This is a genomic window from Synechococcus sp. RC10A2, assembly GCF_047502605.1.
Genome location: NZ_JANSHP010000023.1, coordinates 18109 through 38473 on the forward strand (window position 1 = coordinate 18109; position 20365 = coordinate 38473).

Annotated in this window: 17 protein-coding genes; 12 read left to right on the plus strand and 5 right to left on the minus strand. The window is 64.4% G+C overall.

Going from position 1 to position 20365, the window contains the following annotated elements; all coding sequences use genetic code 11:
- Positions 1-67: 67 nt before the first annotated feature.
- Complete coding sequence (locus NW848_RS02390; RefSeq protein ID WP_414510378.1) at positions 68-1465, minus strand: isocitrate/isopropylmalate dehydrogenase family protein; 1398 nt, start codon at positions 1463-1465, stop codon at positions 68-70.
- Between the two features lie 89 nt (positions 1466-1554).
- Here NW848_RS02390 and NW848_RS02395 point away from each other — a divergent pair, with 89 nt between their 5' ends.
- Positions 1555-3534, plus strand: coding sequence for a thiamine pyrophosphate-dependent enzyme (locus NW848_RS02395; protein ID WP_414510379.1), 1980 nt, complete (start codon positions 1555-1557; stop codon positions 3532-3534).
- A 9-nt stretch (positions 3535-3543) separates the two neighbouring features.
- On the opposite strand, the gene NW848_RS02400 is transcribed toward NW848_RS02395, so the two are convergent.
- Complete coding sequence (locus NW848_RS02400) at positions 3544-5013, minus strand: hypothetical protein (RefSeq protein WP_414510380.1); 1470 nt, start codon at positions 5011-5013, stop codon at positions 3544-3546.
- Positions 5014-5700: 687 nt separating this feature from the next.
- Here NW848_RS02400 and NW848_RS02405 point away from each other — a divergent pair.
- Positions 5701-6693: an aspartate-semialdehyde dehydrogenase gene (locus NW848_RS02405; RefSeq protein ID WP_414510381.1), complete on the plus strand. Its 993-nt coding sequence runs from the start codon at positions 5701-5703 to the stop codon at positions 6691-6693.
- Position 6694: 1 nt separating this feature from the next.
- On the opposite strand, the gene ftsY is transcribed toward NW848_RS02405, so the two are convergent.
- Positions 6695-7579 carry a signal recognition particle-docking protein FtsY gene (gene ftsY / locus NW848_RS02410; protein ID WP_414510382.1) on the minus strand — a complete coding sequence of 295 codons (885 nt, stop codon included), beginning with the start codon at positions 7577-7579 and terminating at the stop codon, positions 6695-6697.
- A 60-nt stretch (positions 7580-7639) separates the two neighbouring features.
- On the opposite strand from ftsY, the gene NW848_RS02415 reads away from it, so the two are divergent.
- The 7 genes from NW848_RS02415 (at position 7640) to fabF (ending at position 15675) form a co-directional block, all read left to right on the plus strand.
- A complete protein-coding gene (locus NW848_RS02415) occupies positions 7640-9415 on the plus strand; it encodes a GumC family protein (RefSeq protein WP_414510383.1) in 1776 nt (591 codons plus the stop codon).
- On the plus strand, positions 9412-10545 hold the full coding sequence (locus NW848_RS02420; protein ID WP_414510384.1) for an SLBB domain-containing protein: 1134 nt from the start codon (positions 9412-9414) through the stop codon (positions 10543-10545). Before NW848_RS02415 ends, NW848_RS02420 begins: the two co-directional genes overlap by 4 nt.
- 9 nt (positions 10546-10554) lie before the next feature.
- A complete protein-coding gene (locus NW848_RS02425; protein WP_414510385.1) occupies positions 10555-12387 on the plus strand; it encodes a vWA domain-containing protein in 1833 nt (610 codons plus the stop codon).
- Between the two features lie 79 nt (positions 12388-12466).
- Positions 12467-13417 carry an ACP S-malonyltransferase gene (gene fabD, locus NW848_RS02430; protein WP_414510386.1) on the plus strand — a complete coding sequence of 317 codons (951 nt, stop codon included), beginning with the start codon at positions 12467-12469 and terminating at the stop codon, positions 13415-13417.
- Positions 13414-14166 carry a 3-oxoacyl-[acyl-carrier-protein] reductase gene (gene fabG, locus NW848_RS02435; RefSeq protein ID WP_414510387.1) on the plus strand — a complete coding sequence of 251 codons (753 nt, stop codon included), beginning with the start codon at positions 13414-13416 and terminating at the stop codon, positions 14164-14166. The genes fabD and fabG overlap by 4 nt, the downstream gene beginning before the upstream one ends.
- A gap of 23 nt (positions 14167-14189) precedes the next feature.
- Complete coding sequence (locus tag NW848_RS02440; protein WP_414510388.1) at positions 14190-14438, plus strand: acyl carrier protein; 249 nt, start codon at positions 14190-14192, stop codon at positions 14436-14438.
- 1 nt (position 14439) lies between these two features.
- Positions 14440-15675, plus strand: a complete 1236-nt coding sequence (gene fabF, locus NW848_RS02445; RefSeq protein WP_414510389.1) for a beta-ketoacyl-ACP synthase II — start codon at positions 14440-14442, stop codon at positions 15673-15675.
- 127 nt (positions 15676-15802) lie between these two features.
- Here the strand turns inward: fabF and NW848_RS02450 are convergent, their stop codons facing one another.
- The gene (locus NW848_RS02450) at positions 15803-16831 is read right to left on the minus strand and encodes a hypothetical protein (protein WP_414510390.1); all 1029 of its coding nucleotides are present in this window, start codon (positions 16829-16831) and stop codon (positions 15803-15805) included.
- Positions 16832-17038: 207 nt separating this feature from the next.
- Here NW848_RS02450 and NW848_RS02455 point away from each other — a divergent pair, with 207 nt between their 5' ends.
- The 3 genes from NW848_RS02455 to NW848_RS02465 are packed head-to-tail and all read left to right on the plus strand — an operon-like array spanning position 17039 to position 19060.
- A complete protein-coding gene (locus tag NW848_RS02455; RefSeq protein ID WP_414510391.1) occupies positions 17039-17602 on the plus strand; it encodes a YeeE/YedE thiosulfate transporter family protein in 564 nt (187 codons plus the stop codon).
- 1 nt (position 17603) lies between these two features.
- Entirely contained in the window at positions 17604-18155 is a 552-nt protein-coding gene (locus tag NW848_RS02460; protein ID WP_414510392.1) for a DUF6691 family protein, read from the plus strand.
- A gap of 29 nt (positions 18156-18184) precedes the next feature.
- A complete protein-coding gene (locus tag NW848_RS02465; RefSeq protein ID WP_414510393.1) occupies positions 18185-19060 on the plus strand; it encodes a tetratricopeptide repeat protein in 876 nt (291 codons plus the stop codon).
- Between the two features lie 4 nt (positions 19061-19064).
- Here NW848_RS02465 and NW848_RS02470 read toward each other — a convergent pair whose 3' ends face one another.
- Positions 19065-20351: a dihydroorotase gene (locus tag NW848_RS02470; RefSeq protein ID WP_414510394.1), complete on the minus strand. Its 1287-nt coding sequence runs from the start codon at positions 20349-20351 to the stop codon at positions 19065-19067.
- Positions 20352-20365 lie beyond the last annotated feature (14 nt).

Below are 20365 nucleotides of genomic sequence, written 5' to 3' on the forward strand. Positions count from 1 at the left end.
TTGCTCGTTTTGAGCGACGCTGCGAAAGACCGCGCCCCGCCCAGCGCAGTGGCGGGGCGTTTCGCCGTTAATCGGTCTGAATGGGGCTAAACAGGTTCATCCCCTCCTGCGTGCGGTAGAGCCGCTGGATAGTTGTCCAGTGCAGGCGCGGGGCAAGCGTCTCCAGAATCGCCCCGACCTCCGCCTCGTTCAGCGGCGTCTCGGACACATAGCGCGCGCGGAACCAGCTCAGCAGGTAGCGATCGCCCACCTCGTGCGAGTCCAGCGCGATGCCGCGATTGGAAATTGCCTGCAGGCGCGCCGCGCCAATCTGCGTGGGCAGGTCAGTCGGCGGCGCGAGCGCGTGGAAAAACAGGTCCACCCCAACGGTCTGCCACCCTTCGGCGTCGGTGCTGCGCGGGGGTAGCATGGGTGTGCGGTACGGCTCCTGCACAGGCGCGTTTTGCGCCTGCACTTGGCTTCGTGGGGGCAGGTTGCTGATGATGGCTTTGGTGAACTCGCGCGTGTTCGCGTTGCCCCCCAGATCGCGCGTCTTGATGCCCGACACGAGCGTGTAGCGCAGCGCGCTCTCGATACGCTCGGCGTCGGCGTGCAGCCCCAGATGGCGCAACATCTGCACCGCCGAGAGCAAAAACGCCGTCGGGTTGGCAATCCCCTTGCCCGCAATATCGGGCGCGGAGCCGTGCACCGCCTCGAACACCGCGTAGCCGTTGCCGATGTTGCCCCCAGGCGCAACGCCCAGCCCCCCAATCAGACCCGCACACAAATCGCTCACGATGTCGCCAAACATGTTCGGCAGCACCAGCACATCGAACCGCTCGGGGCGTAGCACCAACTGCATGCAGGCGTTGTCCACCAGAATGTCATCGCTTTCGATGTCGGGGTACTCGGCGGCAATCGCGCGGAAGCACTCCAGAAACAGCCCGTCGGAGAGTTTCTGGATGTTCGCCTTGTGGACGCAGGTGACCTTGCGCCTGCCCAGCCGCCGCGCCAAGTCGAAGGCGTAGCGGATCACCGCCGCCGAGCCAGGGCGCGAAATCAGGCGCAACGACTCGGCGACATCGGGCGTCTGCCAATACTCCACCCCCGCGTAGGTGTCCTCGATGTTCTCGCGCACCAGAATCAGGTCGATGTCGTTGTAGCGGGTCTGCACGCCAGGGATGGAGCGGGCGGGGCGCACATTCGCGAACAGTTCGAACGCCTTGCGGATGGCGACATTGATGCTTCGATGCCCGCCGCCGATGGGCGTGGTCGTGGGACCTTTGAGCGCGACGCGGTTGCGTCGGATGGACTCCAGCGTCGCTTCGGGGATAGGCGTGCCGTGGCGTTCCAAGCATGCCAGCCCCGCCTCTGCCTCTTCCCAGCGGATGGGCACTTCGGCGGCGGCGAACACCTCCACCACGCTCTCGGCGATTTCGGGACCGATCCCGTCGCCGCGAATGAGTGTAATCGTGTAGGTCTGCATCGGGGAGAGTTATACCTGACGCTCAGCGGGTATAATCCGCTCAGCCTGCGCAGGGCAGGCGTGTACTCTACAGAGGAGGTTCTGTGGCGATGACGCCGACGACTATGGAGCGAGCAAGTTTCCCGAAGTTAGAGCTGCTGCGAACGATGATGCTTTCGCGCGAGGGCGACCGCCGCGAAGGGATTCTCATGCGCCAAGGCAAGGGCTGGTTCCAAGTGCCTGGCATGGGACACGAGGCGCTGGCGGCGATTGCGTATCACCTGCGCCCCGATGACTACATCTTTCCGACCTATCGCGACCGTGCGCTGATGCTGGCACGCGGGATGACCACGCGCGAGATTGCGCTCGACTTTATGGCGCGGGCAGGCTCCAGTTCCGACGGGCGCAATATGCCTGCGCACTATTCGTCGCGCGCCCTGAATGTGTTCTCGGTGGCGACGCCAACAGGGTCGCAGTGCCTGCCTGCGGTGGGCGCAGCGTGGGGCGTCAAACTCGCAGGCGACGATCGCGTGGTGGTCTGCAGCATCGGCGACGCCGCCACTCGACAAGGCGAATTCTACGAGGCAGTGTGCTACGCCATCCAAGAGAACCTGCCCATCGTCTTCGTCGTGGAGGACAACCAGTACGGCATCAGCACCCCCACGCAGAACATGCTGCCGATGCGCCTGCATGTGTTCGACGAGCGGTGGGTCGTCTTCGTGAATGGGCGATATGCCAACGAGGTATACGAAAAGTCGGGCGAGGCGATACGCAAGGCGCGCACAGGCGGCGGACCGACCATCCTGTGGTGCGAGATCGACCGCCTGAGTTCGCACACCAGCGCGGACGACCACCGCGTATACCGCCCCACCGAAGAGATTGAAGCGATGTTCGAGCGCGACCCCATCCGCCTGTTCGCCGAGCAGCTCATCGCCGAGGGCGCGCTCACGCAGGAGCAGTACGAGCAGATGCAGGCGGAAATTGTGCGCGAGGTAGACGCGATTTACCAAGAGGTGGAGCGCATCCCCCTGCCCGACCCCGCGCGCGTGTTAGACCACCTCTTTGGCGAGCCACCCGCGCAGTATAAGCCCCTGCCGCTGGAGGTGGAACGCGAGCCGACCACGATGGTCGCCGCCTTCAATCGCGTCCTGCACGCCGCGCTGGAGACCTTCGACAACATCGTGATGTTCGGCGAGGATATCGAAGACCCCAAAGGCGGCGTGTTCGGCTTCACGAAAGGACTCAGCACGAAGTATCCTGAGCGCGTGCGCAACTCGCCGCTGGCAGAAGCGACGATTGTGGGCACAGCGGTCGGGCTGGCAGCGACAGGCTACCGCCCCGTGTTCGAGATTCAGTTCATCGACTTCATCACGCCAGGCTTCCACCAACTGGTCTCGCAAATCGCCACCCTGCGCTGGCGCAGCAAGGGCGAATGGAAGTGCCCGCTGGTGATTTACTCGCCGTATGGGGCGTACCTGCCTGCGGGCGGGATGTGGCACAGCCAGAGCAACGACGGCTGGTGGGCGCACACACCAGGCATCCGCGTCGCCATCCCCAGCACGCCCGAAGACATCGTGGGGCTGTTCTGGGCGGCGATTCAGGACGATGACCCGACGCTGCTGCTAATCCCAAAGCACATCTTCCGCGTGCGCATGCCCGTTCAGGCGTACCGCGCCATCCCGTTCGGAAAGGCAGCCGTCCGCCGCGAGGGTACGGATGTCACCGTCGTCGCGTGGGGCAACACGCTGGAACTGGCGTTCCAAGCCGCCGAACAGTTTGCCCAGCAAGGCGTCTCGCTGGAGATTATCGACCCGCGCACGCTGGTTCCCTTCGATTGGGAGACCGTCGAGGGGTCGCTGGCGAAGACGGGCAGGCTGGTGGTGATTCACGAAGACAACCGCACCTGCGGCTTCGGGCAGGCGATTATTACCGAGATGACCAGCGTGCCTGAGCGGTTCAACCTGCTGCTGTCACCGCCACAGTTGGTCGCCCGCTACGATGTGCATATCCCGTTCTGTCCTGAGTTAGAGTACGCGGTGCTGCCCGACTTGGCGCGGGTGATGCAGGCGATTCAGACCACGCTGGAGTGAGCGCGACGCCTATCGCGTCAGCGTCGTGAGGTTGACCCCCAGCAGCACACTGCTGGGGGTGCGCCGCCAAAATAGGTACGGCTCCAAGCATCGATCGCGCCAGCCGATGAGCGCCTGCACATCATAGAGGTCGCGCCGTTCGAGGTCGTACTTGAGCAACATGCCCAGCCGCAAGTTACCCTGCTGGTACTCGGCGCGTAAGCTCGCTTCGCGTCGGGCGCGCAGTTGCTCGCTGAGGAATGGGCTACTGCCGCGTGTGGAGGCGCGTGCGTAGCCCGCCATGACCATAAGCGCGTCGCTGGGCTGCCAAAGAAGCTCCAGCTGCGGGCGCAGCCACTGGTAGTCGCCAGTCCCCGCGCAATGGGCGTAGCTCGCCCACAGATGCAGGCGCAGTTGCAACCCATCGCGCCCCAGCACCGGCTGGAACCAGTCGCCCTCTAACGCGAACCGCGTGCGGGTGGAGGTAAGTTGCCCGTCGATACGCTCGCGGAGGCTGCCATAGCGCAGGCTCACCTCGCCGAAGCCGCTGCGGGACTGCAGGGGGGCGACCAGCCCGACTTCGGTACGAGAGACGCGCAGCCGTTCGCGAGGCGAGAGCAGCGGGCGTACATCGCGCGTCAGCTCCGCGCGGAGGGTGAGCGCGTCGGTAGGCGGCGCGCGTTCGGGGCGCGCCCGCAGGTTATACAGCGCGGACTGCTCGAAGCGTAGGCGCACATCGGGGTCGCCCAGCGCAGGCTCGCCGCCTTGCAACGCGACACCGACCGCCACGCGCGTTTCAGGAACCGCGCGCAGGTAGCTCACAGCGGATGCCTGCAGCAGCGCGTTCGCGCCTATCGGCAACTCCAGTCGCACGCGCGCGCCCCAGCCCGTCTCCGCGCTGTAGACGGGCGCGGGCAGACTCACCACTTCCGCCGTTTCGCCGACGCGCACCGTCAGCTGCGGCAGGTTCGGAAGCGGTTGCCCGTACAAAAACAGCCGCGTGTTGCGCAGCGTCAGCCGCGCGCCGCGCACAAGGCGCACGCGTCCCGCACGCACCCGAATCGGCGGGCGGAACGGGTCGCAGGTGGAGACGACCACCTCCTGCGCCGTGAAATCCCTCAGGTCGCCCTCCAGCAGCGCGGCGTCCAAGTAGATGCCCAGCACGGTCGCCTGCACCCCCTCGAATCGCCCGCGCCCCTGTTCATAGCGGTACTCGCCGCGTTGTCCCCTTAGCACGCCCTGCTCGGCAACGAGGCTGAACGGCTCCTCGCTACGCACAAGCCCCTGCTCAGTGTCCAACAGCAACCGCTCGCCCTCCAACCTGCGCCCCTGATACTCAAGGCTCACTTTGCCCAGCAACTCGATAAGCAGCTCGCCTTCGGCGGTGCGCGTTAGGGCGTAGTGCGTCGCGCGGATTTGGAGGGCGGAATCTGGCGCGGGCGGACTTATACCAATCGCCTGAGCAAAACTTAATGTGGCAGGTCCCGAATCCCCCCTCACCCCAGCCCTCTCCCCCCTTGAGAAGGGGGGAGAGGGTGCGGGAGTGGGGGGATTCAACCTACTTGCCGTTTTTACAAAGTCTGGTACGGCGATTGGTAAGCGCCTTCGCGCTATGATTTCGACATGCGAGTGGGGGCAGACACGAGGGTCTGCCCCTACAGAGACGCCGTCTTGTAGGGGCAACCCTCTGTGGTTGCCCCCTTGTGCGCAGTGCTGCGCATGTCGAAAATCTACTGCATAGGCACTTATTACCTCCCCCGTCAAGGTCTCATTGCACGACAGTTTTCGCGACCCCCTCCTTAAGGTTCCCCCTGCTCGCAGGGGGAACGGCTGTTTGGTTCCCCTCACGAAGTGGGGGGAACCTGTAAGAGGGGGGCAAAATCTGCCCCACTTTCGGCTCACCCTAAAAACTGTCGTGTTTTGAGCCGTGAACGGGGGAGGAGCCGCGACTCCCTCCCCGCCCGCGGGGAGGGTTGGGGTGGGGGCTTGATGCTCAAAGGGCGCACAGCCGTGCGCCCCTACCCACCTCTCCCACTGCATAGACGAGGAGCTGGGGGTGAGGGCACAAAAAAAGTTCGGCACACTCGCCCATGCAGGAACCGCCAGCAACCCAACCAACGCGCCCAAGTGCAGAGCCGCCCCACGCATGCGCGGCGATTATACCCCCGTCGGGTACAATCCTGCGCCGTGAAATACTCGGTCGCGATTGTGGGCGCAACGGGCGCCGTGGGGCAAGAGTTGCTGCAGGTGCTGGAGACGCGCCGATTCCCCGTCCGCGCGCTGCGCCTGCTGGCGTCGGAGCAGTCCGCAGGTAAAGAGATGTGCTTTCAGGGCGAGCGCGTGCGCGTGGAGACGCTTCGAGACGACTCGTTTCACGGCATAGACATCGCCTTCTTCTCGGCAGGGAGCGCGCGCAGCAAGCAGTTTGCGCCCTACGCGGCACAGGCAGGCGCAGTCGTCATCGACAACTCGTCGGCGTTTCGCATGAATCCCGAAGTGCCGCTGGTCGTCCCTGAAATCAACCCCGAAGCCATCGCCTCGCACAAGGGGATTATCGCGAACCCGAACTGCTCGACGATTATTCTGCTGATGGCGTTGGAGCCGTTGCGCCGCCTCTCGCGCATTCGGCGGATTGTGGTCTCCACTTATCAGGCGGCAAGCGGCGCGGGCGCGCGGGCGATGCAGGAACTCTTGGACGCTACGCGCGCCTACCTCAGCGGAGAAACCTACACGCCCACTGTGCTGCCCCACCCCTACGCCTTCAACCTGTTCTCGCACGACTCGGCGGTCGGCGACGATGGCTACAACGAGGAGGAGCGCAAGATGATTCTGGAGACGCGCAAAATCTGGAGCGACCCGGAGATAGCGGTCTCGCCGACCTGTGTGCGCGTGCCCGTGTTGCGAGCGCACAGCGAGAGCATCGTCGTCGAGTTGGAGACGCGCCCGTCGCTGGAGGCGATTTACGCGGCGTATCGCGCGTTCGAAGGTGTTAGACTGGTGGACGACCGCGCGCGCAACTACTTTCCGATGCCCATCGAGGCGACTGGGCGCGACGAGGTGCTGGTGGGACGCCTTCGGTACGACGCGGGCGTTCCCAACGGCGTCGCGCTGTTCGCTTGCGGCGACCAGTTGCGCAAGGGCGCCGCGCTGAACGCTGTGCAGATTGCCGAACACCTGTAAGCTACTCGGCAGCGAGCAGCCCCTCCACGAAGGTGTCGGGGTCAAACGGCGCGATTTGATCCGCCTTCTCGCCCAGCCCGACGAGCTTAATGGGGATGCCCAACTGCTTGCGCACGGTCAGCACCGCGCCGCCGCGACTGGTGCTGTCCAGCTTGGTCAGCACGATGCCCGACAGCGGCAGTGCGCGCGCAAACTCCTCCGCTTGGCGAATCGCGTTCTGCCCCGCGACGGCATCCAGCACCAGCAACACCTCGTCGGGCGGGCGTTCGAGAGCTTTCTCGGCGACACGGTGAACCTTTTTCAACTCTTCCATCAGACGGGCGTGGGTGTGTTGGCGTCCTGCCGTGTCCGCCAGCACGAAGTCCACCCCGCGCGCCCGCGCCGCCTGAATCGCATCGAAGACGACAGCGGAGGGGTCCGCGCCCTCCTTGTGCTTCACAAGGTCGCAGCCGAGCCGTTCCGCCCAAATCTGGAGCTGATCAATTGCCGCAGCGCGGAAGGTGTCGCCCGCCGCCAGTAGCACGCGCTTGCCCTGACGCTGGAGCATGTGCGCCACTTTCGCGATGCTGGTCGTCTTGCCCACGCCGTTAACGCCTACAAAAAGGTAAACGGTCGGCGGCGTTGCGCTAACCGCAAGCGGCGCAGGTTCCCCCAGCCAGCCTCTGAGCAATGTCTGCAAGCACGCGCGCACATCATCCGCCTCGCGTAGGCGTTGCGCCCGCGCCTCCTGACGCAGCGTCTCCAGAATCTCTTGCACCGCGTTCACATTCACATCAGCAGCAATCAGTGTCTCCTCCAGCTCCTCCAGCAACTCCTCGTCGACGCCGCGCCGCGTGAAGAGCTGACCGACCTTGCCCAGCCAATCCTTAAATATGCCCAGCCGCATCGGAACCAATTCTACCTGCTCCCTGAAAACGAAGGGGTTGGTCAGGTATTATACTGGGCGATGGAACGCTGGGCGGAACGACAGGAGGTGGTTTCGGTACAGTGGGTTGCCTATGCCCTGCGCAGTCAGTGGAAATGGGTCGCGACAGGGGTGGCGCTGGGTGTCGCGCTTGCGTTGGGAATCGTGCTTTTCGGCGAGCGACGCTATGAAGCGGAGGGGAAGTTATTAATCGAATCGCCAACAGGGGTAAGCCTCAGCAGCGCGGCAGGCTCTCTCTCGGCGCTGATTGGCGGCGGCAACCCCGACCTGAATACGCAAGTAGAGGTGCTGCTGGCGCGCCCGCTGCTGGAAAAGGTGCAGCAACAAGCGGGCATCGACGAGCCGTACCGCGACTTCGCGAAGCGGTTTCGGGCGACCGCCCTGCGTAACACGAATATTGTGCAAATCACGGCATCCGACTCCACCGCTGATGGCGCGCAACGACTGGCGCAAATCTGGGCGCAGAACTACTTGGAGCATGTGCGCTCGCTGTATGAGCAGAACCCCAGCACGCTGGTTCAGAAACTCAGCCGTGAATTAGACAACCAAGAACAGCGATTGCAGACAATCAGCCAGCGCCTCACTGCCTTCCTCAAACAGCGGCAGATGGTCGCACCTGAGGAAGAGTTGACCAAAGCGGTGGAGAAATACGCCGATATGCTGGAGCAGGCGCGCAACTTGGAGGCGCAACGGCTCGCGTTGAAGCGACAGATAGACGCTATCCAGAAAGAGCTGCAGCGCCAGCCACGCTTCTACGAAGCGACCCGCAACCTGGCAATCCCGCCCGAAGTGCAACAACTAAACACCAAGATTGCCGAACTGGAAATTGAGCGTAGCGGCTTGCTGCAGGAGTTCCAGCCGACCGCAGCCGAAGTAAAAATTGTAGAGGAGCGGATTGCCCAGGCAAAGCGCGAGCGGGAGCAGATTCTGGCGCGTGCGGTAGACCAACAGTTCCTGACCCTCTCGAAGCAAGAGGCGGTTAACCCCATCTACCAAGACCTGCTGAAAGCGCTTCTGGAGTCGCAGAGCAATTTGCAGGCGACCGAAGCATCGCTTGCCGTGTTGGGTCGGCAGCAGGCACAGTTCGAGCGACTGTTCCGCCAGACGCCCGACACGATGGCGGAATACGCCGACCTCAAGCGTCAGTATGAGGCGGCGCTCACCGTCTGGACAGAGAAGGTGCGCGCCTACGAGCAGGCGCGAGCGCAGCAACTGATTGGCAAGGTCTCGCCCGTGCTGCTGCAGCCGCCCGCGCTGCCCGACCGCCCTATGTTTCCGCGCCCCGTGTTGACGACGGGGCTGGGTGTGGTGCTGGGATTGATGCTGGGGATTTTCATGGCGTTGGGCGCGGCGTTCCGTAATCGCGCACTGAGCAATCGCTGGGAGGTGGAGCGACTGCTGGGCGCGCCTGTGCTGCTGGAGGCGCGCGCGCCACTGGCGCCCGCCCACATTCAACTTCTGGGCTGGCAGCTGCGCGCGCTGGGCGGCGGCGACACATGGCACTCGGCGGCAGTGATGCCCCTCGCCGCGCACGCGAAGCCTCTCGCACAACAACTGGCGAGCGCATTCCAGAACGCGGTCGTACCCGATTCGGAAGCCAACCTCCCCGCGCTGCCGTCCCCGAACGGCGCGTTGACCCTGCAAACCGCCTCGCCCGATGCGCCCGCCGTGCCGACCGCTGAACGCCTGATTCTTGTCGCACCGAAAGGCTATACACTGGACGAGACGACCTACCGCATGCTACAGCAAACGGGCGATCGACTGGTCGGCGTCGTGCTGGTGGAGGTGGACACATGATGCGAGCCTTTTGGAGCCTGCTGGCAGTGCTGTTCGTAACAACGCTTATCGCGCAACCTGCCGACTACACGCTGGACACGGGCGATGTAATTGCAGTGGTGGTGCTGCGCCACGAGCAGTTCAGCGGTGAATACACCGTGCCGCCCGATGGGAATGTGGTCTTTCCTGGCGTGGGAAGCCTGCAAGTGCGCGGGCAGACCTTGCAGGGGCTTGCCGACACGCTGCGCGAGCGGCTGGGCCAGCGGCTGCGCAACCCCGAAGTATTCGTGTCGCTCAAGCAGGCGCGCCCGCAACTGGTGTTCGTGGAGGGGCAACTGAATCGCCCAGGCGCACACCCCATCCAACCAGGCTGGCGCGTGGCAGACGCCGTCGCCGCCGCAGAGGGCTTGAAAATCCTCCCAGAGCGCACCGTGGCGACCCTCATTCGCGGCGAGCAGACGATGCCCATCGATCTGCCCGCCATTCTCCATCGCGGCGACCAGCGCACGAACTATCTCCTGCAGCCAGGCGACCTGCTGAGCGTGCAGCAGAAGCCCGCCATTCGCGTAGCGATTCTTGGCGAGGTGAAACGCCCAGGCAACTACGACTTAGACGCCGACTCGCGAGTAATCCAAGCGATAGCGCAAGCGGAAGGCGTCACGGAATTCGCTGCCCTCAAGCGCGCGTTCATTGACCGAAGGGGCGAAATTATTCCTTTTGACCTGTACCGAGCCAGCGTGCAAGGCGACACCAGCGTGCGCAACAACCCACCCCTACAAGACGGCGATGTGATTGTCGTGCCGCAGAACCTGCAGCGATACGCCATCGTCGGGCAGGTGACGCGCCCGGGCTACTACCCCATCCCCGAGGGCAAGCCGTTCCTGCTGTCCGACGCGATTGCGCAGGCAGGCGGGATGACGCCTCGCGCAATCACCTCTACCGTGACCATCCTGCGCATGGAGGGCAATAACCTCAAACGCCTGCGCGTGCCCTACCAGCAGTTCCTCAAGCGCGGCAAACTGGAAGCGAACCCGCCCATCCAAGAGGGAGATGTTATCTACCTTGCGGAGGTGAACCGCCTTGATCTGGGGCAAATCCTGACGGCGGTCTCCATTCTCAACCTCGCTGAGCGATTGGGCTGGGTGCGGTAAAATAGTGCCATGCAGTTCCAGTCGCTGGGGGTATTGCTCTGGTTTCTGCCTGTGGCGGGATTTATCATCCTGCTGTACCTGCTGAAGGTGCGGCGGCGCGAGGTGCGCGTGCCCGCTAAGTTCCTGTTTCCCCCGATTACGACCGATGTGCGGGCGAACGCCTTATTTCAGAAACTGCGCCCGAACCTGCTGCTGTTTCTGCAACTGCTGGCGGCGTTGCTGCTACTGACCGCCCTTGCCCGCCCGATGATTCAAGCCAAGGGGCTGCCAGGACAGTCGGTGATTGTGGTGGACACCTCCGCCAGCATGCGCGCAACCGATGTCTCGCCTTCACGACTGGAAGTCGCCAAAAACCGCCTGCGCCGATTCGTGCAGGAACTTAACCCTGGCGAGCAACTGGCGATTGTAGAAGCGGGCGCACAGGTGCGCGTGCTGGCGTCGCTCACCAGCGACAAGCAGAAACTGCTGAACGCCATCAACCAAATCCAGCCGACCGACGCGGCGGGCAACTTGGACGAGGCGTTGCGCCTCGCCGCCGCGCTGGTGGGCAAGTCTAACGAGAGCCGAATCGTGCTGCTTTCCGACGGCGCATTCCCGCCTGTGAGCGACTTCTCGGCGGGCAGCGCGAAACTGGTGTTCGAATCGCTGGGCACAAGCGGCGACAACCTCGCAATTAGCGCGATGGATGTGCAGGAGCGCGGCGGCGCGCTGGAGTGGTTCGTCGGCATCCGCAACTACGGCAGCCAGCCCAAAAAGGCGATTCTGGAGTTCTACGCGAACAACAAACTCATCGACGCGCGCCCCATCACTGTAGAAGCGGGGCAAACGATTGGGCAGACGCTGACCGCGCGGCAACTGCCAGAGCCGCTGGAGGCGCGTCTCAAGGCGGACGACGCGCTGGAATCGGACAACCGCGCCTTCCGCGTGGGCGTTGCGCAAAAGCCCGTCCGCGTGCTGCTGGTGGGCGAAGGGAACTTCTTTTTGGAGCGCGCGTTGGCGTTGGAGCCGAATGTGAAGGTCGATAAAGCGCCCAGCGTGCCCGAAAGCGAGCGCGGCGAGCGCGTCGGCGGCGGCAACTACGAGCTGATTATCTTCGACCGCATCGCGCCCGTGCCCGTCAAGGCGCGCGCGGTGATGGTCATCAAGGCGCGTGGCGGTCCGATTGCATCGATAGGGCAACCTGTGCGCGCGCCGCGCGTCGTGCTTTGGGAGCGCGAACACCCCCTGATGCGCTACCTCGAACTGAGTAGCCTGCTGATCGATAATGCGCCGCGCCTTACGCCCGCCCCATGGGCGAAAGTGCTTGCCGAGAGCCAGCAGACGCCGCTGATTGTCGCAGGCGAGCATCAGGGCAGGCGATGGGTCGGCGTCGGCTGGGACTTACTGGAGTCGGACTTTCCGCTGCAGCCTGCGTTCCCGATTTTCCTCGCGAACCTGCTGCGCTGGGCGGTCGGCGAGCAAGGCAGCGCGACCGACCTCACCGTACGCACGGGCGTCCCCTTCAGCCTCGCGGTAGACCCCGCCGAGCAGGAGCTGACTATCCGCGACGCTGACGGGAATACCCGCGCCTACCCCGTGAACGACGGTGCAGTGGTCATCCCCGGACTGGAGCGCGCGGGCATCCACACCGTGCAAGGGCGGAAGACCGAGATACGCATCGCAGCGAACCTGATGCACGCCGACGAATCGAACATCCAGCCGCGCACGAGCATCCAACTGGGCGGCAAAACCGTCGCCGCGCAGAATACTCTGACGACGCTACGCGATTTGTGGAAGCCGATTGCGCTCGCCCTGCTCGCCCTGCTGATGGTGGAGTGGTGGGTCTTCGTGAAGCGGTCATAAGAGCAGCGCTCCACGAACGACGCTTTTTCGGGCTTGACGGGCGAACAAGAGCATAGCATGAGGTATACTCTCCCCCGTCATGGCTATCGCGGTCGTCTTCCCAGGGCAGGGGTCGCAGCGTCCAGGGATGGGGCGCGAACTCTACGAGCGTAGCGCCGCTGCACGCAGGGTGTTCGACATTGCCACGGAGTTTTCGGGACGCTCCTTCACGCAACTATGCTTTGACACCGATGAGGAGACGCTTAAGCGCACGGAGAACGCGCAGCCCGCGCTGCTGGTCGCCTGCTACGCCGCTTGGGAATCGCTGCGCGAGGCGGTTCCCGACTTCGCGCCCGACTTCGTTGCGGGGCACAGCGTCGGCGAGTACCCTGCGCTCGCCGCATCGGGCGTGTGGACCTTCGAGGAATCGCTGCGCTGGGTCGAGCAGCGCGCCAAAGCGATGCATGTGCTGGCGCACCAGGTGCCTGGCACGATGGCGGCGGTGCTGGGGCTGACAGGCGATCAGGTGGAAGCCGTCTGTCAGCAGGTACAGCAAGAGACGGGCGAGGTGGTCACACCCACGAACTACAACGCTCCCCACCAAATCGTGATTTCGGGCACGGTGAACGCCGTGCAGGTCGCCGCGCAACGCCTGATGGAAGCAGGCGCACGCCGAATCGTGCCCCTGATGGTCGCGGGCGCGTTCCACTCGCCGCTAATGCAGCCTGCCGCCGACCTGATGACCGAAGCCTACCGCGAGGCGCACTTCCAAAAGCCCGTGTACCCTTTCTTCTCCACCATCGAAGTGCGCGTGCTGGACGACCCCGAAGAAATTCGCCAAGTGATGGGGCAGCAAATCGCACGCCCCGTGCGCTGGCAGCAAAGTGTGGAGGCGATGCACGCGCAGGGCGTGGATACCTTCATCGAACTCGGCGTCGGCGATGTGCTGTCGGGGCTAATCAAGCGTATTGTCCCCGACGCGCGCACGCTCCGTGTGGTAGACTCTAAAACCTTAGACGAGACCGTTGCGTTTTTGCGAGGCGTCGCATGAGGCTCTCATTAGAAGGGCGCGTAGCGCTTGTCACGGGCGCAGGCAGAGGGATTGGCAAGGCTGTGGCGCAGACGCTTGCCGCAGCGGGCGCGCAAGTCGCTGCACTCAGCCGTACCGAAGCGAATGCGCAGGAGGTCGCCCACGCAATCGAAACGGCGGGCGGGCGCGCGCTCGCCTTCGGCGGCGATGTCGCTGACCCCAGCACGGTGGAGACCGTCATCGAGCAGACCCTAAAGCACTGGGAACGGCTGGACATCGTGGTCAATAACGCCGGCATCACGCGCGACACACTGCTGCTGCGCATGAAGGACGAGGACTGGGACGCCGTGCTGCAGACGAACCTGAAAGGGGCGTTTCTATGCAGCCGCGCCGCCTTGAAGCCCATGATGCGCCAACGCTGGGGTAGAATCGTGAACATCAGCTCGGTGGTTGGGCTAACGGGCAACGCGGGGCAGGCGAACTATGCGGCGTCCAAAGCCGCGCTGATTGCTTTCACCAAGAGCGTCGCGCTGGAGATGGGCAGCCGCGGGATTACCTGCAACGCCGTCGCGCCTGGACTAATTGAGACCGACATGACGCAGGCGATGCCCCCGCAGGCGCGCGAGTATGCCCTGCAACGCATCCCCGTCGGGCGGTTCGGAACCCCCGAAGACATCGCCTATGGGGTACTCTATCTATGCAGCGACTACGCCGCCTACATCACGGGGCAAGTCTTCGTCATCGACGGCGGGCTAACCGTCGGAATCTAACCCTAATCAGAGGAGGTTGACCAATGAATCAGGAAATCTTCGAGCGAGTGCAGAAGGTCATCGTGGAGCAGTTAGGCGTGGACGAAAGCGCGGTCACGCCAGAGGCGAGCTTCATCGACGACTTCAACGCCGACTCCTTGGATCTGGTCGAGCTGGTGATGGCGTTCGAGCAGGAGTTCGATGTCTCCATCTCGGAGGAGGAGTCGGAGCGCGTGCGCACGGTAGCGGATGCGGTGCGCCTGCTGAGCGAGAAACTGCACGCGGACGAGTAAGATGCGTCGTCGAGTGGTCATCACGGGGTTGGGACTGATTACCCCGCTGGGACAGGGCAAAGACGCGCTGTGGGAGGGGCTAACCCTGCCGCGGCGCGTGATAGGAGCTATCACCCGCTTCGACGCATCAGGCTACAGCACGCGCATCGCGGCGGAAGTGAAGGAGTTCGATCCGACCCAGTTTATGGATCGCAAGGACGCCCGCCGCGCCGCGCGCTTCATCCAGTTTGCCATCGCCGCGACCCAACTCGCGCTGGAAGACGCCCAACTCGCAATCACCGACGCCAATCGCGAGCAAATCGGCGTGCTAATTGGGTCAGGCATCGGCGGCATCGACTATATGGACAGCCAGGTGCGCTTGCTGGATCGCTACGGACCCGACCGCATCAGCCCCTTTCTGCCCGCGATGATGATTGCCGATATGGCGTCAGGGATGGTCTCCATCCACTTCGGTATCAAGGGACCGAACCTGTGCGCCGTGACGGCGTGTTCCACAGGCGCGGACGCGATTGGGCTGGCGACGCGCCTGATTCAATATGGCGATGCGGAGGTGATGTTGGCAGGCGGCACGGAGGCAGCAATCGAGCCAATCGGACTGGCGGGCTTCTGCGCTGCGCGCGCGATGTCCACCCGCAACGATGACCCTGAACACGCCAGCCGCCCGTTCGATGCCGAGCGCGACGGCTTCGTGATGGGCGAGGGGGTGGGCGTGCTGGTGCTGGAGTCGCTGGAACACGCGCAGGCGCGCGGCGCGCGTATCTACGCCGAAGTGCTGGGCTACGGCATGACCGCCGACGCCTACCACATCACGCAGCCCGACCCCGACGGCGACGGCGCAATGCGCGCGATGCGCAAAGCCATCGACGATGCGGGACTGCAACCGACCGACATCGACTACATCAACGCGCACGGCACCTCCACCCGCTACAACGACGCCAAAGAGACCCTCGCGATTAAGCGGCTGTTCGGTGAGCATGCCTACCGCGTGCCCGTGAGTTCCACCAAGTCGGTCACGGGGCACCTGCTGGGCGCAGCGGGCGCGGTGGAGACGGCAATCTGTGTGCTTGCCCTGCAGCACCAGACCATCCCGCCCACCATCAACTACGAGTACCCCGACCCTGAATGCGATTTAGATTATGTGCCCAACCAAGCGCGCCCTGCCCAACTGCGCTATGTGATGACCAACTCCTTCGGATTCGGCGGGCACAATAGCGTGCTGGTGCTGGGACGGATGTAATACCAATCGCGTGAGCAGAGTTCGCGAATACGGCAGGTTTTGAATCCCCCCTCACCCCAACCCTCTCCTCCCTTGACAAGGAGGGAGAGGGCGCAGGGAGTGTGGGGATTCAACACCGCATCAGAATTCAGTACAGAAACACCACCGCCAGCCGTTCCAGAAAGCCGCTGACGGCGTTCTCGCGGAGCAGGCGTTCGGCGTCGGACGAGTCGAGGATTACCTCGTTGCGCCCCACACCCTGCACGCCGACGGCGCGAATCCAGAGCGGGTTGTCGCCGATGCGAGCGCGCAGGTTCGGATGGTTCAGTTCGGCGTGCGTGCGCGCCCAGCCCGCCAGCCCGTACTCGATAACCACTTCGGGCGCAATCTCGAGGTTGCCCCAGAGCGTGTTGCCGTAGATGTCGCGCAGGCGCGGCGACATGCTGGGCTGCAGTCCCAGTCCGCGCGCGTCGATAACCACGCCCGTGTAGCCCTGCGCGATACGCGGGGCTGGGCGTGCGGGGGGCGTTTGGGCAGGCGGCGCGGGCGTCGGCTTCGGCGCGGCGGGCAGTGTAGACGGTTGCTCTGGCTTGGGGAGTGTGACCGCCCCGTTGGGCGGTGTCCAGCGCATACGCACCTCGTACATATCGCCCCGATCGCGCTCGGCGACAATCCGTGCGCCCTGTAGCACGCCCTCGGCTCTGGCAGTGATGTCCTCGTCGATGCCGCGATTGCTCTTGCGCCGCGTAGCGGTAATCTGAACGCCGTGCAGTTGTTCGACCAGTTGGAGTTGGGCATCCAGAATCGCTGCCTGTCGCGCCTGCTGGCGCGCATGCACGCGCGACTCGGCTCGGACGGGATAGGGCGCGACGCCGACGACCTCAATCGCCTCACTGGGCAAGTGGGTTGGCGTCCAGTCCGCCGAAACGCCGACGCGCTCGGTGGACTCCACCCGACGCTCAGGCGACGCGGCAGGGGTAACGGACGGTTTCGGCTTCGGCGGGGCGGACGGCGATGGCGGCGCGGGCAGGCACGCTTGCACGCGCTTTGTTGCAGGGGGCGACTTGCGCTCCGCACGCTTGGGCGTCGCGTGCGCCGCAGGCGCGACAGACGGCGCGATCAGTCCCAGCACTGCGCCCACCAGTAGACCACGCACCCAAATGTGAGTGATTCGCATACTGCACCTCCATGGGAAGAGTTCTCCTGCATAGGCAGGCACATATACGGACGCCTGTGCGTGCCTATGGTTTCTCACAACCGCCGCCCTGTAATAATCGCAGGGGCAGAGTTCGCAATTCCCCGCCGTAGGTTCCCTCCACTTCGCAAGAGGAATTGAATCGTTTCGCGCGGCGGCAGCCTCTAACGCTTTGGAGGTATCCGCACCATGATAACGGAGCGCACAGAAGTTTCGTCGCATGCGGTGTGTGCATCGGACACACCGTCGCGCACGCCGCTGCCGCCATGGCTGATTTGGGGCGGCATGATTGGACTGGTGCAAATCTTTGCGATTGCAACGGTACAGCCGCTTGGTGTCTCCACCGCCTACCCGCAACTGGTGGGCTATCTGGTGGACAAGGTCGTGCCGGGTTTTGCCGAGTCGCAGCCGTACCTGCAAAAAATTGGCGCGAAGATTGGCTGGGAGGTGATGCTGATTATCGGCATGGCGTTGGGCGCGCTGCTCTCGCGCCTAATGCCGGGAGGCGACCGCACGCCTGCCTGTGAGTTGCCGACTGTGTTTCGCGCGTCGTGGGCGCGCGGGCTGGCGGCGTTCGTGGGCGGCTTTCTGATACTGTTCGGGGCGCGCCTTGCAGGCGGCTGCACTTCGGGGCACATGCTGAGCGGAATCGCGCAACTTGCGTTGAGTGGCTTCCTGTTCGGCGCGGCGGCGTTTGCCACAGGCGTGCTGACCGCCTCGCGGCTACTCAAACGAGCAAATGGAGGGCAATAAGATGGAAATGACGCAATTGTTGGGGCTGATAACAGGCATTTTGTTTGGGTTCGCGTTGCATCGCGCAGGGTTCAGCCGTTGCGGGTTAGTGATGCGGGGGTTGGCGTTCCGCGACTTCACGATGCTCAAAGTGATGCTCACGGCAATCGCGGTGGGCATGGTTGGCGCGGCAGCGCTGGCGACCTTTGCGCCTGAGACGGCGCATCTGAAGGTCAAGTCGCTCTATGTGTGGGGCATCGTGGTCGGCGGTTTGATTTTCGGCGTCGGGATGGCGGTCGCTGGCTACTGCCCCGGCACGGCGCTGGTGGGTTTGGGCGGCGGCGTCCGGGATGGACTGCTCGCGGTCGCGGGCGGGCTGCTCGGCGCATTCGTCTTCATCCTCGCCTATCCCGCGCTGGAGCCCCTTCTCATCCAACCGCTGAATCTGGGCAAGCTCACCCTGCACGAGACATTGCACCTACCCTACCTGCCAACCGCGCTTGGGATGGCGACGATACTCGGTGGGATTGTGTTCTGGCTGAATCGGCTGGAGGCGAAGACGCGCACCTCGTAGCGTTCCGCAAGTAAAGCGCGCCAACCACGATGCCGACAATTAGCGCTGTGCAGGCGAGTTTGCTCACGAGCTTCGTCGTGTGCGGGCTATGCGCAGTAGTGAGCGGCGCGCTGGTACGGGTCGCCACGCCCTACCACACGCAGCGCGCCGAAACGCTGGACGCGCTGACCGTCTACGACAAAAAGGCGTTGGCATCCGTGATGGGCGAGTTTCGGGGCAGCGTCGCCAGTTATCTGTGGGCGAAGACCGACGAATACACGCACGGGGGTGTGCGCCTGCGCCCGATGACCGAGCGCGAGAAGCATCACGGCACGGCGCACGCCGCCAGCAGCGCGGACGGACTGCACGACCACCACGACGAAACGGGCGTCATCCCCGAACCCGAACGCGACCCGCGCTGGCTCTGGGGCGACATCGAGCGCAGTGTGAAGCCCTACTTCGATGTGCGCCACCACTTCCACCGCCCCGTGCGCGAGGTGCTGCCCCTGTACCGATTCATGACTTGGATTGACCCGACCTTCGTGCCAGGCTACTTAGTGGGCGCGCAGATGATCCTGTTCGACAACCCCAAAAACCTCCCGCAGGCGTTGGCGTTTCTGGAAGAGGGCGCGCGCAACAACCCCAAGAGCATCGCCATCTTCACCGAGCTGGGACGCTACCACCTGCTCTACACGGAGCGGTACGACCTGAGCGAGCGGTATCTGCTGCGGGCGGTGGAGAACGGCGCGGACTGGACGCCGAGCAATCCGTTCGAGCGGGAGGGGCTGCTGTACGCCTACCGCTGGCTTGCCTTGAGAGCCTACAAGCTCGGCGAATTGGGCAGGATGCGCACTTGGGCGTGGCGCGGACTGCAACGCTTCCCCGACGACGGCGTGCTGCAAATGCTGATGGAGAAGCGCGAGTAGGGGGTTAGTCCCCGCGATGCACCAACGCGCCGCCGACGAAGGTATAGCGCGCCTTGCCCGTCAGTTCCCAGCCCTCGAACGGCGTGTTGCGGCTGCGCGAGCGGAACTGCGTTGCGTCCACCCGCCAGCGCAGGTCGGGATCAATCACTACCACATCGGCGGGCGCGCCGAGTTGCAGTGTGCCCGCAGGCAGCCCCATCAGTCGCGCGGGCGCGGTACTCATCAAGTTCACCAGTTGCAGCGGCTCCAGCGGCTGGGGCAACTGGCGGTTCCAGTGCAGGATGCATCCCAGCGCGGTCTCCAGCCCCACAATGCCGAACGGCGCGCTGGGGAACGGCTGCGCTTTTTCAAACGGCGCGTGCGGCGCGTGGTCGGTCGCGATGCAGTCGATAACGCCCTCCAGCACGCCGTGCGTGAGCGCGTCGCGGTCGGCGTCTGTGCGCAGGGGCGGGTTCATCTTGGCGTTTGTGTCAAAGCCTGCGCACGCCGCGTCGGTCAGCAGCAGGTGGTGCGGGGCGACTTCGGTTGTTAGGCGCACGCCCAGCCCCTTGAAAAACCGCACGAGCGCGACGCCCACCGCCGTCGAAAGGTGCTGCACATGCAGGTGGCAGCCCGTCTCGTGCGCCAGCAGCGCGTTGCGAGCAATCTGCACGGTCTCGGCGGAGGCGGGCGCGCCCTTCAGCCCCAACCGCGCGCTGACCGTCCCCGCGTGCATGCTCGCGCCGTCGCTGAGCGACTTGTCCTCGCAGTGCGTCACCACAGGCAGCCCGTAGGCGGCGCAGCCGAGCATCGCGCGGCGCATCACCTCGGCAGACTGCACGGGGAAGGCGTCGTCGGAGCAGGCGACCGCGCCCGCCCGCCGCAGCGCGTGGTAGTCGCACGGCGTCTCGCCGCGCATGCCCTGCGTGAGCGCAGCGACCACATAGACCCTACAGGGCGACTCGCGTTCGGCGCGAGCGTAAATCTCGCGCACGAGCGCTGGGCTGTCCAGCGGCGGCTCGGTGTTGGGCATACAGCAGACGCTGGTGAACCCGCCTGCGACCGCCGCCGCGCCGCCCGTCTGCAGCGTCTCCTTGTAGCTTTGCCCCAAATCGCGCAGATGCACATGGATGTCCACCAAGCCTGGCGCGACCCAGCAGCCCGTGCAGTCCATCACCGTCTCGCCCGCGTCGGGCGCGAGCGCGTCGCCGAGTTCAGCGATGCGTCCCTCGCGTAGGCGCAGGTCGCCCCGCCTATCCAGCGACTGCGACGGGTCAAGCAGGCGTCCATTCCTCAACAGGTAGCGGTTCATAGGCGTTTAACTTG

Coding starts and splice junctions, on each gene's coding strand:
- NW848_RS02390 (WP_414510378.1), bottom strand. CDS start 1,465: ATGCAGACCTACACGATTACACTCATTCGCGGCGACGGGATCGGTCCC.
- fabG (WP_414510387.1), top strand. CDS start 13,414: ATGAGGCTCTCATTAGAAGGGCGCGTAGCGCTTGTCACGGGCGCAGGC.
- NW848_RS02450 (WP_414510390.1), bottom strand. CDS start 16,831: ATGCGAATCACTCACATTTGGGTGCGTGGTCTACTGGTGGGCGCAGTG.
- NW848_RS02465 (WP_414510393.1), top strand. CDS start 18,185: ATGCCGACAATTAGCGCTGTGCAGGCGAGTTTGCTCACGAGCTTCGTC.
- NW848_RS02440 (WP_414510388.1), top strand. CDS start 14,190: ATGAATCAGGAAATCTTCGAGCGAGTGCAGAAGGTCATCGTGGAGCAG.
- NW848_RS02455 (WP_414510391.1), top strand. CDS start 17,039: ATGATAACGGAGCGCACAGAAGTTTCGTCGCATGCGGTGTGTGCATCG.
- NW848_RS02425 (WP_414510385.1), top strand. CDS start 10,555: ATGCAGTTCCAGTCGCTGGGGGTATTGCTCTGGTTTCTGCCTGTGGCG.
- NW848_RS02470 (WP_414510394.1), bottom strand. CDS start 20,351: ATGAACCGCTACCTGTTGAGGAATGGACGCCTGCTTGACCCGTCGCAG.
- fabD (WP_414510386.1), top strand. CDS start 12,467: ATGGCTATCGCGGTCGTCTTCCCAGGGCAGGGGTCGCAGCGTCCAGGG.
- NW848_RS02415 (WP_414510383.1), top strand. CDS start 7,640: ATGGAACGCTGGGCGGAACGACAGGAGGTGGTTTCGGTACAGTGGGTT.
- NW848_RS02460 (WP_414510392.1), top strand. CDS start 17,604: ATGGAAATGACGCAATTGTTGGGGCTGATAACAGGCATTTTGTTTGGG.
- NW848_RS02395 (WP_414510379.1), top strand. CDS start 1,555: ATGACGCCGACGACTATGGAGCGAGCAAGTTTCCCGAAGTTAGAGCTG.
- NW848_RS02420 (WP_414510384.1), top strand. CDS start 9,412: ATGATGCGAGCCTTTTGGAGCCTGCTGGCAGTGCTGTTCGTAACAACG.
- fabF (WP_414510389.1), top strand. CDS start 14,440: ATGCGTCGTCGAGTGGTCATCACGGGGTTGGGACTGATTACCCCGCTG.
- ftsY (WP_414510382.1), bottom strand. CDS start 7,579: ATGCGGCTGGGCATATTTAAGGATTGGCTGGGCAAGGTCGGTCAGCTC.